Source organism: Nitrosomonas sp. PY1 (assembly GCF_022836435.1).
Classification (GTDB): Bacteria; Pseudomonadota; Gammaproteobacteria; order Burkholderiales; family Nitrosomonadaceae; genus Nitrosomonas.
The window spans coordinates 418642-435000 of the sequence record NZ_BQXC01000001.1 but is presented as its reverse complement, the minus strand read 5'-3'; the positions used below and the strand labels follow the sequence as shown (position 1 = coordinate 435000).

The following is a 16359-nucleotide window of genomic DNA, read 5'->3' as shown; positions in this document are numbered from 1 at the left end:
AGTTATTTTACTTAGGCTGCAGCACGTGAAGCTTTTTTACGTTCGTGCTCCAGTAAATGGCGCTTCCGGATACGAATGGTCTTAGGGGTAATTTCAACCAGTTCGTCGTCTGCGATGAATTCGATTGCAGATTCCAAAGTTAGTTGAATCGGCGGCGTTAACACGACGGCCTCATCGGTTCCTGATGCGCGAATATTTGTCAGTTGCTTACCTTTAATCGGATTGACCACCAAGTCGTTGTCACGCGTATGAATGCCAATTACCATACCTTCGTACAAGCGATCGCCTGGATTGACAAACATACGGCCGCGCTCTTGTAACTTCCAAAGGGCATAAGCAACGGCTTCACCATGTTCAGAAGAAATCAGCACGCCATTCTTACGTTGCGGGATTTCTGAACGCATCGGTGCAAATTCATCAAACACATGACTCATTAAACCGGTACCGCGCGTCATCGTCATAAAATCAGACTGAAAGCCAATCAGGCCGCGCGCTGGAATACGATAATCCAACCGCACTCTTCCCTTGGCGTCCGATACCATGTCTTGCAAATCACCTCGGCGTTCTCCCAATGCCTCCATAATACCGCCTTGATGCGCTTCATCGATATCCACCGTCAGCAACTCAAATGGCTCGCATTTCACGCCATCGATTTCACGAATCACAACGTTGGGGCGCGAAACAGCCAGTTCATAGCCTTCGCGGCGCATATTCTCCAGCAAGATGGTAAGATGTAATTCGCCGCGCCCGGAAATCAAGAAAGAGTCCGTTTCATTCATTTCCTCCATGCGCATCGCAACATTCGTCAATAATTCTTTTTCCAAGCGTTCCCGTAATTGGCGACTGGTCACGAATTTACCTTCCTGACCGGCAAAAGGCGATGTATTGACTTGAAACGTCATGGTTAATGTAGGTTCATCCACTGCCATGACAGGTAATGCTTCGGGCTGGTCGAGATCCGCCAAAGTAGTGCCAATACTTAGTTCTTCGATTCCGTTAATCAGTACGATATCCCCTGCCAAGGCTTCTTTCACCTGAATCCGTTCCAATCCTTGGAAACCCAACACTTGATTCACCTTGGCTTTTTTCGGCGGCTTACCATCCATCAGAATCATCACTTCCTGCGCTGGCCTCAGCTTACCTCGGTGAATACGTCCAATACCGATACGCCCGACGAAGCTGGAATAGTCCAGCGCGCTGATTTGTAACTGTAAGGGCTCTTCTGGATTACCGGTAGGTGCTGGAACATGCTTCAAAATGGTATCAAATAATGGTCGCATGTCTTTGTTAGGTTTTTCTTGCTCCAATGTTGCGAAACCATTGAGTGCCGAAGCGTATACCACCGGAAAATCCAGTTGTTCATCACTCGCACCGAGTTTATCGAACAAGTCAAATGTTTGATCAACGACCCAACTGGCACGTGCACCGGGACGATCCACTTTATTAATTACGACAATTGGACGAAGACCCAATGCCAATGCTTTCTTAGTCACAAACCGTGTTTGTGGCATCGGCCCCTCCACCGCATCGACCAACAATAATACGCCATCAACCATCGACAAAACTCGCTCCACTTCACCACCAAAATCAGCGTGCCCGGGTGTATCGACGATGTTGATATGAATTCCATTGTAATCAATGGCGCAATTTTTAGCTAAAATAGTAATGCCCCGTTCACGTTCGATATCATTAGAATCCATCACGCGCTCAGAAATTTGTTGATGTGCGGCAAAGGTACCGGCTTGATGCAAAAGCTTGTCAACCATAGTGGTTTTACCATGATCAACGTGTGCGATGATAGCAATATTACGAATCGGGCGAGACATAAAAAAATCCTCAAAAATAAGCTGTTAGTTCCTGTAAAGGGGGCAAATTATAACAGTGGGGGGTAAATAAAACTAATATTAGTTGTGGCCTTTGTGAATTACGTTACTTTGGATAAAAATCCCAATAAAAGCATGATCAGAAGGTCACACTAAAAACCTGAATCGTTTTAGACTCGCATTGCCCTCCAGAAGTTGCGTATTTCAAGAATGGTTGATTATGTTGCAAAATAAGGCCTATACAATCGGCATACCAGAATGCAACGGAAATCTTCCTTTATCTATTGCGACCATTCTCCTGATTTTTATGTTTTCAGTGAGCGTCGGATCGAAACTTCCTTAACCAATGCATAAATGACAGGAAAAATAACCAGTGTCAATATTGCTGCCGAAATCATACCGCCCACCATCGGAGTCGCAATGCTCCGAGTCAGTTCGGAACCCGTGCCGCTACTCAACATAATGGGCAGCATACCAAGAATACTGCTGACAATAGTCATCATGACAGGGCGTATCCGCGTTACAGCTCCCTCAGTCACTGCAGCGTAGAGATCTTCAACAGTAACTTCCTCACCTGTGGCTTGGCGCTTTTCATACATTTTAGTCAATGCCTGATCAAGAAATTCCAACATTACCATGCCAGATCCGGCCGCAATCCCGACCAAACCTATGAAACCCACCGCTACTGCAATGCTAATATTGTAGTCAAACCAATACATCAACCAAATACCACCCACCAGTGAAAAGGGAACAGACAACATAACGATCAGGGTTTCAGTCAGTCGATTGAAGTTCATGTAGATCAGTACAAATACAATGAGAAGCGTAACCGGCACCACCACTTTCAGTTTTTCGGTCGCACGTTCCATATATTCAAATTGCCCACTCCAAGTTGCATAATAGCCAGGCGGGAACTCTACTTGCTCAAGCACAGCTTTCTGCGCATCAGCAATATAACCACCAATATCACGACCGCGAATATCAACAAAAATATAAGCAGCTAACAATGCATTTTCCGTTCGAATACTTGGTGGTCCTTGAACTAGCTTGATTTGTGCCAATTGACCCAACGGGATCATGGCTCCATTCATGGCTGGAACCAGTACCTGAGTGGCAATAGCTTGCGGATCGCTACGCAGTTCACGCGGGTAACGCACGGTAACTCCATAACGCTCGCGCCCCTCCACTGTAGTGGTAATCATTTCACCTCCAAGCGCTATCGAAATAACTTCCAAGAGATCACCTACTACCAATCCGTAGCGCGCTAATGCAACACGATCCGGTTCAATATCAAGGTAATAACCGCCTGTAGTCCGCTCTGCATATGCGCTGGTGGTACCAGGAACCGTTCTTATGGCCGTCTCGATCTCCTTGCCCAATTTTTCTATTTCGCCGAGATCGTTGCCGAAAACTTTAATACCAATAGGTGTACGTATACCTGTTGCCAACATGTCGGTGCGGTTTTTGATTGGCATTGTCCACGCATTGGACACCCCAGGAATTTGCAACGCTTGATCGAGTTTAGCAATGAGTTTGTCGATCGTCATATCTGGGCGCCATTCACTTTCCGGTTTTAAGTTGATAATGGTTTCTGTCATTTCCAGCGGCGCCGGATCAGTAGCAGTATTAGCGCGCCCCGCTTTACCAAAAACCGATGCAACTTCCGGGAAACTTTTGATAATTTTGTTCTGCGTCTGCAATATCTCTGCAGCCTTGGTGATCGATATGGCCGGTAGCGTCACCGGCATATAAAGCAGTGTACCTTCATTCAGCGGCGGCATGAATTCGGTTCCGAGCTTAAGTGCCGGATATATAGTCAGTCCTAACACTGCAATAGTGACAAAAAGTATGATTTTTTTCCATCTAATCACCCAGATAATAATGGGATGATACAAACGAATCAGTAATTTACCCAACGGGTTATCCTGTTCACGCGGAATACGTCCACGCAGCAATAACAACATGAGTGCCGGAACCAAGGTGATAGAAAGCAAGGCACCACCCGCCATAGCGAACGTCTTAGTGAACGCAAGGGGTTGAAACATACGTCCTTCCTGTGCCTCGAGTGCAAATATCGGTAGGAATGACACAGTGATGATCAGCAAACTGAAGAACAATGTTGGACCGACTTCCTGGCATGCTGCAATAATGGCATCCATACGTGCTGCCGCAGGAGCCTGCGGAGCAAGGCGCGATAGATGTTTATGCGCATTCTCGACCATAACGACGGCGGCATCGGTCATTTCAGCAATAGCCAAAGCAATGCCCGCCAAACTCATGATATTAGAATTAATCCCCAAATGAAACATGACAATAAATGCGATGAGTACGCCGATTGGCAACATAATGATCGCTATCAGGGCACTGCGTACATGCATGAGAAATGCCGCGCATACCAATGCCACGATAATTACCTGTTCAATCAATACTTCATTTAGGTTCGCAATCGCACGCTCAATCAGTTCAGAGCGATTATAAACCGGCTGGATTTCAACTCCTCCCGGCAAGCCTGATCTGAGTTGATCAATTTTTGCTTCTATATTGTGAATGATATCAAGCGCATTCTCGCCATAACGCGCAACTGCGATGCCGGAAACGGCTTCGCCTTCTCCGTTGAATTCAGTAACCCCGCGTCGCTCATTCGGCACCAATTCAATGCGAGCCACATCACGTAGCAACACTGGCATACCTTCATGCGCCTTCACCACCAAATTCTCCAGATCGCTGGTACCACGCAGATAACCTTTCCCGCGCACCATATATTCGGTTTCGGTGAGTTCGATCACCCGACCGCCAACATCGCGATTACTTTGAGCGACCACGTTGATTACCGTCCTGAGAGAAATGCCATAGGCTTGCAAGCGCCGCGGATCGACCGTGATCTGATAAGTTTTCTGGAATCCGCCAACACTAGCTACTTCGGAAACCCCTTCGGCCGCTGCCAATTGATAACGCAAAAACCAATCCTGAATACTGCGTAATTCATCCAATGTTCGGTTTTTAGCCGTAACAATATATTGATAAACCCACCCAACTCCGGTGGCATCCGGACCGAGTACTGGTTTAACGTTTTCCGGTAATTTGTTCGCTGCAAAGCTCAAGTATTCCAGAACCCGTGAGCGAGCCCAGTAAATATCCGTTCCATCTTCAAAAATGACATAGATAAACGATACGCCGAAAGCCGATAATCCTCGCACCACTTTCGATTTAGGTACGCTCAGCATAGCCGTGGTCAACGGATACGTTACCTGATCTTCAACTACTTGCGGTGCCTGCCCAGGATATTCGGTATAAACGATGACTTGAACATCGGAGAGATCGGGAATTGCGTCAATCGGGGTTTTTAATGCCGCATATACCCCCCAAGCAACGATTGAAAATGTTGCCAACGAAACCAAAAAAACATGCCGAACTGACCACTCAATTATTTTACTAACCATGTCAGTGTCCCCTATGTCGGTCGACTACAGAGTTTGCCCGAGAAGGATCTACATGCGTAATGACATATTCACCTGCCGATTCCTCCGTAATCTCAAACGCCAACTTTTGTCCAAGCGCCAAAGAACGAAGCAATGTTGGATCGGTCATTCGGAAATCCATAGTCATAGATGGCCAATTTAGACTGGCGATTGGCTCATGCGTAAGCGTAATCACCCCATTCGCAACATCAATAGCTTCAATAGTCCCTTTACCACGATGAGTCGTAGAATCGGACCTTTTAGAGGATATCTCGGAATTTTCCCGATTATCTTCGTCGATCCCTATTTTTGGGCTATGTGCACCATGACCAAAATTGCCTATTGCCGCTTTCAGGTTGCTTTCCGCGTCGATAAGAAAGTTTGCCTTGATCACCACAGCTTCATCAACCTGAACTCCACCCAGTACTTCTACAAAACCGTCGGCGTGCATACCCAACTTCACCGTACGCGGTTCATACCGACCTTCTCCAAGATCGACCAACACAATTCGACGTGTGCCCGTATCAAGCACTGACGAATCGGGAATTGTTAATACCTTATTATCCGTATGAAATGAAGCAAACTCTACGCGGGCATACATATCCGGTTTGAGCAAACCATCGGGATTATCAAGTACGATGCGTGCAATGGCCGTACGCGTTTCCGGTGTCACCTGAGGGTAGATAAAAGCAACTTCCCCGGTAAATATCTTTTCCGGATAAGCATCGACTCTAATGGTTACTTTTTGTCTAGGATGGATCATACCTAGATCTTGCTCAAAGACATCCGCTAACACCCACACACGTGAAAGATCGGCAATTTTATAAAGCACTTCTCCGGGTACAAAGCGCTTTCCTTCAATGGAAGGTTTTTCCAGAACCACTCCATTGGTTAAAGACCGCAGTGCGACATGTTCTTTGGCAACGCCTTCACGTTGAAGACGTTGCAATTCAATTTCAGAGATATCCCAATTTCTCAATCGGTGTAGAGCGCTACTGGCCAGTCGCTTCATAGCGGCCTTGACATCTGTTTCGCTTTCCACAACGGCTTGCAGCCCCTTCCCAGCAATAAGATACTCTTGCTGTGCAGTAACCAGATCAGGGCTGTAAACATCCATCAATATCTCACCCTTCTTAACTGCTTGTCCGGTAGTATTGACGTATAGTCGATGAATCCATCCTTCGAATTTAGTGACGAGTGTGTATAACTTGCGTTCATCCGCTTGTATCGTCGCAACGGCTCTGATAGTGCGAACAAGTTGGCGCATCGATGCTGTTTCGGTTCGTACCCCTAGTTTTTGTATTTTTTCTGTACTGATTTTTATTAAAGACTCATTCGTTGATTCTTCGCCCTCATAGACAGGCAAATAATCCATACCCATCGGATCTTTCTTGGGAATGGGGGAGGCATCCGATCCCATCGGATTACGGTAATAAAGAATCTTTTTTTTGCCGCCATCAGGTTGATGAGAAGTAACTGTAGTCTCTGTCCAGGATTGTGTCTGACCCCACCAGAAACCTACAGCAATCGCAGCTATCAGCATCATGCTAAGAGCAATTGATTTTGCAAGGATTTTCATAAAGACTCCACAATCAATATCAGTTAGTGTTGCTTCTTACCTATCAGCAAATCGATTTCCGCAAGCGCCTTATTGTAAGTAGCTATCGCGGTAATAAGATTGGTTTCATAATCGAATACGGTCATTTGATTATCGAGTAAGGTTAAAAAATCAATGCGGTTTACTTGATAAGCAACCAGTGCCGATTCAACCGTCAGCCTTGCTTGTGGCAATATGGCATTTTGATAGAGCTTGACTGACTTCAAGCTCTGTTCGGCAATAGCCACTTGTTGTCGCAACTTTGCTGCGATTTCATTACTTTGCGATTGATACAAATTAATGGCTTGATCACGTAAAGCTTGGGCTTCTATGATGCGTGGCTCAATCTTGTTACCGCGCCACACAGGTAAATTAACGGCTACTGTCATGCTGACCATGTCGTCACGCCTCATACCATCGAGCGCGTGGTCACGTTGTCCATATGAGAGACGTACATCGAAATCTGGATAATAAGCCTTGCGAGCTAATTCGGTAGATTTCTCATTACGTGCGATTAGACTCTGTAACGCCAATAGTTGCGGACGCTGGGATATCGCTTCTTGTTGCAGCGATTCTAGAATCAAAGGTATCTCACGAATGCTCAATGATGTTGGAATCGGAATCTCACTCTTGGTATTGCGCCCTAAAGTACGAATCAGCTCCGCTTCGAATATGGGTTGTTCGCGTGCCAAACCTAGCAATCTATCGAGCATTCTCGATACCTGCGTCTGTGCTTTCAGTACGTCGGCTTGATTACCCTGTCCTACTTGATAACGCCCTTCAGCAATGCGCAGAAAATGTTCAAGCACTTGTTTATTTTTTTCAACCAGTTTGATCGTTTCTAGTGTTAACCCAAGATCAAAATAGGCTATTTTGAGATCGTGCATGACACGATTGACCGTTTCATGGTAGCCCTGCTCAATAGCTTCGGCATCCTTACTCGCAATCCCTTTACGCAAGCTGCGCTTTCCGGGAAAAGGCAATCGTTGAGACAATCCAATCATCTTCATTGTCATGTCTTCACGATTAAACGGAGATGATGCTAGAGGTACATTGATTACGCCTGCTTCAAGCATTGGATCGTCCAGTGCCTCTGCTGGAGCTATGCGGTGCTGAGCTGCTTCGCGCTCTTGTAGCGCTGCGTGAATTTCCGGATTATTTCCGAGTGCTTCCACTATCAAGCTTGGTAGAAGGGTTTCATTACGAAAGCTATCTGCGTGCGCAAGCACGCCGGCACTGATCTTATTGGAATTGGATTCAGTTTTTTTCCCCTGCGTGGTCGCTGACATCATAATCGCCATCAGTGCAACCACGATCATACCGATGCGATTCATTGCGACCCCCTAATTGAATTCTGTAATTGAAAAATGTAAAGAGCAAATTTAATGGACATGCCAACCTCCTAACAGATAAGGTCTTCTTTTCTGTTGCAAATGAGAAATACAAACTTCGGTATACAATCACGCTTAACCTATCTGCTTCCAAAAGAAAGCACAGAAGGCAGCGTAGACGAGAAAATATTTCCTGAACTACGGGCGATTTTTTACAGGAGGAAGTACAAAGGAGGGCGTTGTAGTTGTTCTGGTATAAACGAAACAAAACTGTAATTCAATACAAATACAGCGGGAATTTTGTTATTTGGCGTTGATACTGGGTAATTCAATGCAATCGGTGTGCTGTTATACGCGTCACACGAGGTATCATCGCAGGCGACACTCGCGAGCACGTGATCTATCGGATTTTCAATTGCTTGCTTATGACAAGCAGCATGATGATCGTCGCTAATTATCGCTAGTTTTTTATCATGACGATCGTTTAAACGCTCTTCCTCAGCGCACACCAACAGCACAGCTGCTGCAGTACCTTGCACTGGCAGCCATAACATAAAAAAAAGCAATAACCAGTTACATGCATTGAATCTCATCTTTTTTACTATTTAAGAATTTCTTGTTTAAAAAAGATTTTAAGTCTACGATTTAAATACTACTTAGTCTCTGCGGCCATTTTCCGGTGAGAATCAGCCAAATTCTTATTTTCTTTTGCAGCCTGTTCGTACACACGAATCAAAGCCTTACACATTGACTCCATATCTAATCCAGCTCTACCATAGTATTCGCTATGGGCTTCATATTCAGCCAGCATTTTCTTATGCTCGTCGACTTTTGACTGCATTTCTTTTGCAGTATCTTCATAGCGTTCCGCGAGTAAATTATGATCAGCAGATGTTTTTGCATTTTTTACTGCTTGTGTCATATCCGTTTGATGTGGTGCAGCATGCGCATATGCAGTCATCAACCCAACAGTTAACACTATCAAACTAAACCACATCTTCATATCAGTACCCCTTCAAATTTATAAGCTAGAAAATTAGACTGATAATCTCTGCATTCGATCACAGTATCTATTTTTCTTCTTTCTTGTCGATTTATCTGGATTTTTCAATCAGAGCACAGTCAAAGAAATAGATCAAGGAAATTCTCACTCATATCAACAAATAATAAATGAGGATTATCTTATTCTCATCGTTATAGCTTCATTGTCCGCAGCCGCAGTGACTATCCGCTTACACTGACCGAAAAGAATGTCACGAAGACTGCTGTTAAATCAACTCAAGCGATATGGAAAAAAGGAAAAGAATGTTTGGTACGGCTACTTTCTAAAACTCGACCGCAAGCGGTCGAGTTCTTTATAACGATAATACAACGCCAGTTATTTCTCCTTGCGGGCTTTTTCAATCAAGGCATTTAACGTTTTTATCGTGTCTTCAGGAGTGGGACTCATGCCACCGCTGGTTAGATATTTACCATTTACAACTATCGCAGGCACTCCGGTCAGTTGATACTGGCGAGACATTTGTGTCGATTTGGCAACTTGATTTTGTACAGCAAAGGAACGGTAAGTGTCTTCGAATTTTTTCCGATCGATACCCTCTTTTTCAATCCAACTAAATAGAACGGCTTCATCGCTTAAGTCAATCTTTTCACGATGAATCGCATGGTAGATTTTGTCGTGCAAAGGATCAAGCAACCCCATTGCTTCTATTGTATAAAATAATTTGGCGCCAGTTGCCCAATTGGGTCTAAAAATCGCTGGAACGTAGCGAAAGTCGACATCTGGAGGAATATTTTGCGCCCAAGCTTTGACATGAGGGTGCAAGCTATCACAGTGCGGGCAGCCGTACCAGAAAAATTCCAACACTTCAATCTTGCTGTCGTCCCGTGTGGTTTGTATATTTTTTAGAACAGTGTAATTCTTACCTTCTACCAATTCAGCATATGCATTGGTAAAACTCGCCAAACTAAAACAGAATAAGAAAAAAAGAGGCATAAAAAAAGTGCGATGATTCATTCTAACTCCTTAAAAATGTTTAACCCACTCGCAGATAACGAATGATGTATTTTCATTAAAACGAACTTCACTTAACAAACTGTTAATTCGGAACGATATCACAGGTACTTATTGTGTCTTGATAAATTGTGCCGTAATACCATTTTCCTTTAACGAAGCATTTGCTTGATCGGCGTCTTCTTTTTTGGTGAAAGGACCTACCCGTACCCTATACCATGTTCCCTTTCCCGATAAATCAATCGGCTGTATTGATGCGAGCATGCCAAGAAGCGCGAGCCTTGCTTTCAGGTTTTCCGCATCATTAATCAATCTGAATGACCCAGCTTGCAGGATAAATTTTTCTTTTGTAGCAACAGCAGCAACAGCGGTATTATTTCTGACCGCGGAAGGTACTGTTTGCGGTGGCTGTATCAATTCTTTGGAATAAACGCTGGAAGGAGCAATAACCTGCAATGCAGGTTTTTCAGCAGGTTTGGCAGTATTATTTTCTTGCGGTTTAGTACTTGGCGCAGGCGACTGCACTGCACGCTGCGTGGAAGAATGATCAACTTCTGGCTCATCAATACCGGGTAGTATCTTATAAAAATCAAAGCGCGGCTTTTCCTCGATCACAGTGATCGGTGTTTCTGGCATCACTTTTTCCACTGCTGCCGACTTTTCAGAAGAGAGTTGTATATCTTTCTTCACTGCGGCAGCGGGGTTTTTATCTTCTGATAAATAAGGACTAGGGGCATAGCTAAGATATAGCCATATACCGATTGCACTCATAATACCAAGCGCATATCCAACAAAGCCGCCGAAAAAAGCCGATCCTCCTTTTTCAGATGAAGACTTTGAAGATTTCTGTGATTTATAATCTCGACTCATGAAGACCTCTTATGCAAACCTGCTACATTTTATCAGGTGAACTCACTCCCAGTAATTTGAGTCCATTGCGTAGTACCTGCCGCACAGACGCAATGAGTGCAAGTCGAGCATACATCAATGACTTGTCATCAACCAAGAATCGTGTTGAATTATAGTAACCGTGAAATTCGCTGGCTAATTCCCTCAGGTAAAAAGTGATCAAGTGCGGGGAAAATTCCTTAGCAGCAGTCTCTATGGTACCTGGAAAATCAATGAGCTTTTGCAATAAACTAAGTTCTGCTGGACTGGATAATGTGTGTGTGTCGATATCCGAAAGTATAGCAATATCTCCATTCCATTGTGCTAATACGCTACAAATTCGTGCATGAGCATACTGTACATAATACACAGGATTTTCATTACTCTGTGATTTAGCGAGATCTAAGTCAAAATCTAAATGCTGATCGCTTTTGCGCATTGCATAAAAAAAGCGCGCGGCATCGTTACCAACTTCATGGCGTAATTCCCGTAGGGTAACAAACTCCCCTGAGCGCGTCGACATTGGCATTTTCTTTCCATCCCGATACAATACGGCAAACTGCACCAAAGCAATTTCCAGTTTCCCAGGATCCATCCCCAGAGCTTGCAAAGCGCCTTTAACTCGAGCAATGTAACCGTGATGATCAGCTCCCCAAATATTGATAACCAGATCAAAGCCACGCTCAAATTTACTCAAATGGTAAGCAATATCCGATGCAAAATAGGTAAATAGTCCATTCTCTCGCTGCACTACACGGTCTTTTTCGTCGCCAAAATTGGTGGATCGGAACCACTTGGCGCCGTCTTTTAAGTACAAGTAATTTCCTTCCTCAAGTAATTTAACCGTGCGGTTAACCAGTCCAGAATCATAGAGTGACTGTTCTGAAAACCATTGATCGAATTCAATACCAAACTCCAGTAAATCACTGCGGCAATCATTCAGTTGTTCTGCTAAAACGAATTGGTGAATCAAAGTGTAGTCTTGCTGGAGAATTTTTTTTGCATTTGCAATTAATTGATCTAATTCAGCATCGGTCGTGATAGCGATTTCCAATGCACTCAGCGGAAAGTTTTCAAAAATACGTTCGGGTTGTCGCACAAAGCGCCGTGCAAACTGTTCTTGCAGTTGTTGCGCCATTGTTTTGACATAGTCGCCTTGATAGGCATTTTGCGGAAATGGGATCGATACTTGATGTATCGTCAGATAGCGTAGCCAAGTCGACACAGTCAAGATGTCCATTTGCCGACCAGCATCATTGACATAGAATTCACGAAACACATCAAAACCAGCAGTAGTGAGTAAATTGGCGAGACTAGCGCCAATCGCAGCTCCTCTTCCATGACCCACATGCAAAGGCCCGGTTGGATTGGCGGAAACAAACTCTACTTGAATTTTTCTTCCTTGACCCAAAAGGCTAGCGCCATAATGCGCTCCACTTTGCAAAATATGCTGCAAATACTGCTGTTTCGCTGCATTCTTGATAAATAAATTGATAAATCCAGCGCCCGCAATTTCCACTTTCTCTATAATTGCTGATGCGGGTAGCCGCTCAATCAGTAATTGCGCAATTTCTTGTGGTTTTTTGCGCAATGGTTTGGCCAAATGCATTGCGAGATTGCACGAATAATCACCATGAGAACTTTGTTTCGTTCGAGTCAGTTCAATATTCGGAGGTTCTCCTGGAATCTCCAGGCTTTGTAAAGCTGCATGAAACAGATTGATAAAATGAGCCTTGAAATTTAGTGAGTCAGGTAAAGTCATTGTGTCTGGCGTTTTACTAAAAATGAGCGAATGATTGTAAAGCTACTTTGGACCAACTATGTAGCAATTCTTTGACGATGTGTTTCAAATAAGCAGATACCGACGCTAACTGAAATATTCAAACTTTCGATTTGACCCAACATTGGTATGCGTACCATAAAGTCGCAATTTTCACGTGTTAGACGCCGCAAGCCTTTTCCTTCCGAACCAAATACCCAAGCCACTGGTTCAGTAATTTTAAAGTGCCCCAAATCATGCTCCGCATCGCCGGCTGTACCGATAACCCAGATATCGCGTTGCTTCAACTCTTTTAGAGTACGCGATAGATTAGTAACTGTAATAAATGGTACCGTGTCAGCGGCGCCACTCGATACCTTGTAGACAGTCGAATTTAGTCCGACAGCTCTGTCTTTCGGCGCAATCACCGCATGGATTGAAAAAGCATCCGCGATACGTAAGCAAGCGCCCAGGTTATGCGGATCTTGAATACCGTCCAGTATTAATAACCGTGCCGGCTCGGTCAATGTATCCAATAGATCATCTATATCAGTAATGCGTTGCGCTGCATCAATGACAGCTACTACGCCCTGATGGCGATCATTACCAGCTAGATTGTTAAGTTTTGTTGCAGCGCAATGGATAATGTGCAGTTTTTGATTTTCTGCGAACTGGATGAGGCTACGCGCACGTTGGTCGTGTCGAGCTGCATCCATAAAGATTTCTTTAATCGAAGCTGGAGATTGCTTAAGCCGGCTGGTGATGGCATGAAAGCCAAAAATAATACGATTACCGGACATTGTTTGTTATCAACCAAAGTAACACTTTCATCACAGTTAAAAGTATAAAATCGCACGTATTGTAATGTAATTTACTTATTGCAAGGTTATTTTTTGCTTTTGGCAGAAACTTTAGTTTTGGACTTATATGGTTTCTGATCTATTTCGGCCAGGATAAAGTCAATTTTGCTAGTTTCAAGGTCCACTCGGACGAGTTTTACGCTTAATCGGTCACCCAAGCGATACTGTTTTCCGCTTCGCTCTCCACGAAGTAAATGTTTGGCTGCATCGTAGTGAAAATAATCGCTCGGCAGCTCAGAAATATGTACCAACCCCTCTATGTATATTTTATCCAGGGCGATAAACAAGCCAAAGGAAGTAACACTGCTGATTACGCCGTCAAAAATTGTGCCAATTTTATCTTGCATATAAAAACACTTGAGCCAGGATTCCACGTCACGCGTGGCATCGTCTGCGCGTCGTTCGGTTACCGAACAATGCAATCCTAATTCACGCCAATCTCCTGGCTGATAAATTTCTCCACCAAGCACGGCCTTGATAGCACGGTGGATCAACAAATCGGGATAACGTCGAATTGGTGAAGTGAAGTGGGTATAAGTTTCATATGCGAGACCAAAATGTCCCGTCATATCAGGACTATAGATTGCTTGTTTTAACGAACGCAGCATAACGGTTTGTAGTAACTGCACATCCGGTCTATCTTGTATTTTGGAGAGTGTCTGCGCGTAGTCCTTAGCACAGGGATCGTCCCCGCCGCCGAGTGGGATGCCAAATTCCTTGAGAAAATCACGCAACGCTACAATTTTTTCTGGTACCGGGTCTTCGTGAATGCGATAGAGTGCAGGGTGATTATGTTTTTGCAAAAAAGCTGCTGCACATACATTTGCTGCCAACATACATTCTTCAATCAGACGATGAGCGTCATTGCGCTGTGTAGGTAGGATTTTTTCAATTTTGCCTTGGTCGTTAAATAAAATCTGCGTTTCAGTTGTTTCGAAATCGATTGCACCCCGCTTCTTCCGCGCCTTGAGTAAACATTTGAATAATTTGTGCAGCAACTGCAAGTGAGGCAACAGCACGATATGCTCTTCCTTAACAGCAGTGGATTTTTTTGTTGTCAGTATTTCAGCAACTTCGGTATATGTTAGTCGTGCTTGCGAGCACATCACTGCCGGATAAAAAAGATAATCGAGAATCTCTCCATTCGGTTGAATTTGCATCTCACACACCATGCACAATCTTTTTTGCTGCGGATTCAGAGAGCAAAGCCCATTCGATAATATTTCCGGTAGCATCGGAATAACACGCCGCGGAAAATAAACGGAATTACCTCGTTTGAATGCTTCTTGGTCGATAACATCACCGCTTTTGACGTAATGGCTGACATCTGCGATAGCAACATAGAGACGATATCCTTTGCCATCTTTCTCGCAAAATACTGCATCGTCAAAATCGCGCGCTGTTTCACCATCGATAGTTACTAAAGGTAGATGACATAAATCTTTTCGTCCAACTGATTCACGCTTTAGTACATTTTTAGGAAACTTGCGAGAAAGTTTCTCGATCTCGGCGGAAAATTCATGGGGTAAATCATGCTTACGCAAGGCAATTTCAATTTCCATCCCTGATGCAGTGTAATCCCCCAAAACTTCAACGATTTTGCCAATTGGTTGAGATTGTTTGCTAGGCTGACGTATGATCTCTACTATTACCACCTGACCGGCCTTTGCTTTCAAGGAATGTTCCTTAGCAATCAAAATGTCTTGATTGATGCGTTTGTTTTCAGCAACCACGAACAAAACACCGTGCTCAATGTACAAGCGACCTACCACTTGTGTATTGGAATGCTCTAGCACTTCTACGATGGCGGCTTCTCTACGTCCGCGTCGATCCAATCCAACTTCGCGCACCAGCACATGATCGCCGTGTAAGGCTTTATGCATTTCCTTGGCACTTAAATAGAGATCGCCGCTGCTATCATCGGGAATCAGAAAACCAAAACCATCGGCATGCCCTTGGATTTTACCCTTTGTCAGGTTGAGTTTTTCCATTACGCAAATATCGCCTTTGCGATTCCGGAAAATCTGCCCCTCGCGAATCATGGCGCTGAGACGGCGAGAGAAAAAACCTTGTTCCTTCTTCCTGATCGATAGCAGTTTTTGTAAAGACTGCTCGGCAACCGGGACACCCTGTTGTTGTAGTATTTGCAAAATATATTCGCGACTCGGCAAGGGTTGCTCATAACGATCTTTTTCGCGCTGAAAATATGGATCTAGTTGGCGTATTTTTTGTTTCTTGTTGTTTGACAAAACAATGGTTTCCTATAGAATTGCCGCTTTGGTAGTCTGTCAAACTATCCATTGCCCAGATGGCGGAATTGGTAGACGCGCATGGTTCAGGTCCATGTGCCTTCGGGTGTGGAGGTTCGAGTCCTCTTCTGGGCACCACAAGAATTTAGTAAGAGTTTGAATCATAATCAGATAATTTCCACATCAAGTACTTCCGTATCAAAGACTATATCGAAAAAAGAACTACTGGATTCTCTTGATTTATTGATAATTAAAATTTAGACAGAAATAAATCAAAATTTTAATACATTCCTGATCTTATATCAGATATACCTCATTTTTGCATCCATTGCTTAATTCATAAGCAAAACCTATACATAATTTTATGTCAGCGCAGCTTA

Annotated in this window: 11 protein-coding genes and 1 tRNA gene; 1 reads left to right on the top strand and 11 read right to left on the bottom strand. The window is 44.1% G+C overall.

Annotated features, from left to right (window positions below):
• Window positions 1-11: 11 nt before the first annotated feature.
• From typA to rnr, 11 genes are all read right to left on the bottom strand, one after another.
• Complete coding sequence (typA, locus tag W03_RS01850) at window positions 12-1826, bottom strand: translational GTPase TypA (RefSeq protein ID WP_244070845.1); 1815 nt, start codon at window positions 1824-1826, stop codon at window positions 12-14.
• A 302-nt stretch (window positions 1827-2128) separates the two neighbouring features.
• Window positions 2129-5263 (bottom strand): efflux RND transporter permease subunit, encoded by a 3135-nt coding sequence (locus tag W03_RS01845; RefSeq protein ID WP_244070843.1) that lies wholly within the window; start codon window positions 5261-5263, stop codon window positions 2129-2131.
• 1 nt (window position 5264) lies between these two features.
• Window positions 5265-6860, bottom strand: a complete 1596-nt coding sequence (locus W03_RS01840) for an efflux RND transporter periplasmic adaptor subunit (RefSeq protein WP_244070841.1) — start codon at window positions 6858-6860, stop codon at window positions 5265-5267.
• 23 nt (window positions 6861-6883) lie between these two features.
• Window positions 6884-8212 carry a TolC family protein gene (locus W03_RS01835; RefSeq protein ID WP_244070838.1) on the bottom strand — a complete coding sequence of 443 codons (1329 nt, stop codon included), beginning with the start codon at window positions 8210-8212 and terminating at the stop codon, window positions 6884-6886.
• Between the two features lie 209 nt (window positions 8213-8421).
• Window positions 8422-8763, bottom strand: coding sequence for a hypothetical protein (locus W03_RS01830; protein WP_244070837.1), 342 nt, complete (start codon window positions 8761-8763; stop codon window positions 8422-8424).
• 98 nt (window positions 8764-8861) lie between these two features.
• A complete protein-coding gene (locus tag W03_RS01825; RefSeq protein WP_244070832.1) occupies window positions 8862-9212 on the bottom strand; it encodes a hypothetical protein in 351 nt (116 codons plus the stop codon).
• Between the two features lie 375 nt (window positions 9213-9587).
• Window positions 9588-10226 carry a thiol:disulfide interchange protein DsbA/DsbL gene (locus tag W03_RS01820; RefSeq protein ID WP_244070830.1) on the bottom strand — a complete coding sequence of 213 codons (639 nt, stop codon included), beginning with the start codon at window positions 10224-10226 and terminating at the stop codon, window positions 9588-9590.
• Between the two features lie 108 nt (window positions 10227-10334).
• Entirely contained in the window at window positions 10335-11093 is a 759-nt protein-coding gene (locus W03_RS01815; RefSeq protein ID WP_244070828.1) for an SPOR domain-containing protein, read from the bottom strand.
• A gap of 22 nt (window positions 11094-11115) precedes the next feature.
• A complete protein-coding gene (gene argS, locus W03_RS01810; protein WP_244070826.1) occupies window positions 11116-12873 on the bottom strand; it encodes an arginine--tRNA ligase in 1758 nt (585 codons plus the stop codon).
• Window positions 12874-12929: 56 nt separating this feature from the next.
• Window positions 12930-13670 (bottom strand): 23S rRNA (guanosine(2251)-2'-O)-methyltransferase RlmB, encoded by a 741-nt coding sequence (gene rlmB, locus W03_RS01805; RefSeq protein WP_244070824.1) that lies wholly within the window; start codon window positions 13668-13670, stop codon window positions 12930-12932.
• Between the two features lie 86 nt (window positions 13671-13756).
• Window positions 13757-15979: a ribonuclease R gene (rnr, locus tag W03_RS01800; RefSeq protein WP_244070822.1), complete on the bottom strand. Its 2223-nt coding sequence runs from the start codon at window positions 15977-15979 to the stop codon at window positions 13757-13759.
• A gap of 53 nt (window positions 15980-16032) precedes the next feature.
• On the opposite strand from rnr, the gene W03_RS01795 reads away from it, so the two are divergent.
• Window positions 16033-16117 (top strand) — tRNA-Leu (locus W03_RS01795).
• Window positions 16118-16359 lie beyond the last annotated feature (242 nt).

Coding starts and splice junctions, on each gene's coding strand:
- typA (WP_244070845.1), bottom strand. CDS start 1,826: ATGTCTCGCCCGATTCGTAATATTGCTATCATCGCACACGTTGATCAT.
- W03_RS01845 (WP_244070843.1), bottom strand. CDS start 5,263: ATGGTTAGTAAAATAATTGAGTGGTCAGTTCGGCATGTTTTTTTGGTT.
- W03_RS01840 (WP_244070841.1), bottom strand. CDS start 6,860: ATGAAAATCCTTGCAAAATCAATTGCTCTTAGCATGATGCTGATAGCT.
- W03_RS01835 (WP_244070838.1), bottom strand. CDS start 8,212: ATGAATCGCATCGGTATGATCGTGGTTGCACTGATGGCGATTATGATG.
- W03_RS01830 (WP_244070837.1), bottom strand. CDS start 8,763: ATGTTATGGCTGCCAGTGCAAGGTACTGCAGCAGCTGTGCTGTTGGTG.
- W03_RS01825 (WP_244070832.1), bottom strand. CDS start 9,212: ATGAAGATGTGGTTTAGTTTGATAGTGTTAACTGTTGGGTTGATGACT.
- W03_RS01820 (WP_244070830.1), bottom strand. CDS start 10,226: ATGAATCATCGCACTTTTTTTATGCCTCTTTTTTTCTTATTCTGTTTT.
- W03_RS01815 (WP_244070828.1), bottom strand. CDS start 11,093: ATGAGTCGAGATTATAAATCACAGAAATCTTCAAAGTCTTCATCTGAA.
- argS (WP_244070826.1), bottom strand. CDS start 12,873: ATGACTTTACCTGACTCACTAAATTTCAAGGCTCATTTTATCAATCTG.
- rlmB (WP_244070824.1), bottom strand. CDS start 13,670: ATGTCCGGTAATCGTATTATTTTTGGCTTTCATGCCATCACCAGCCGG.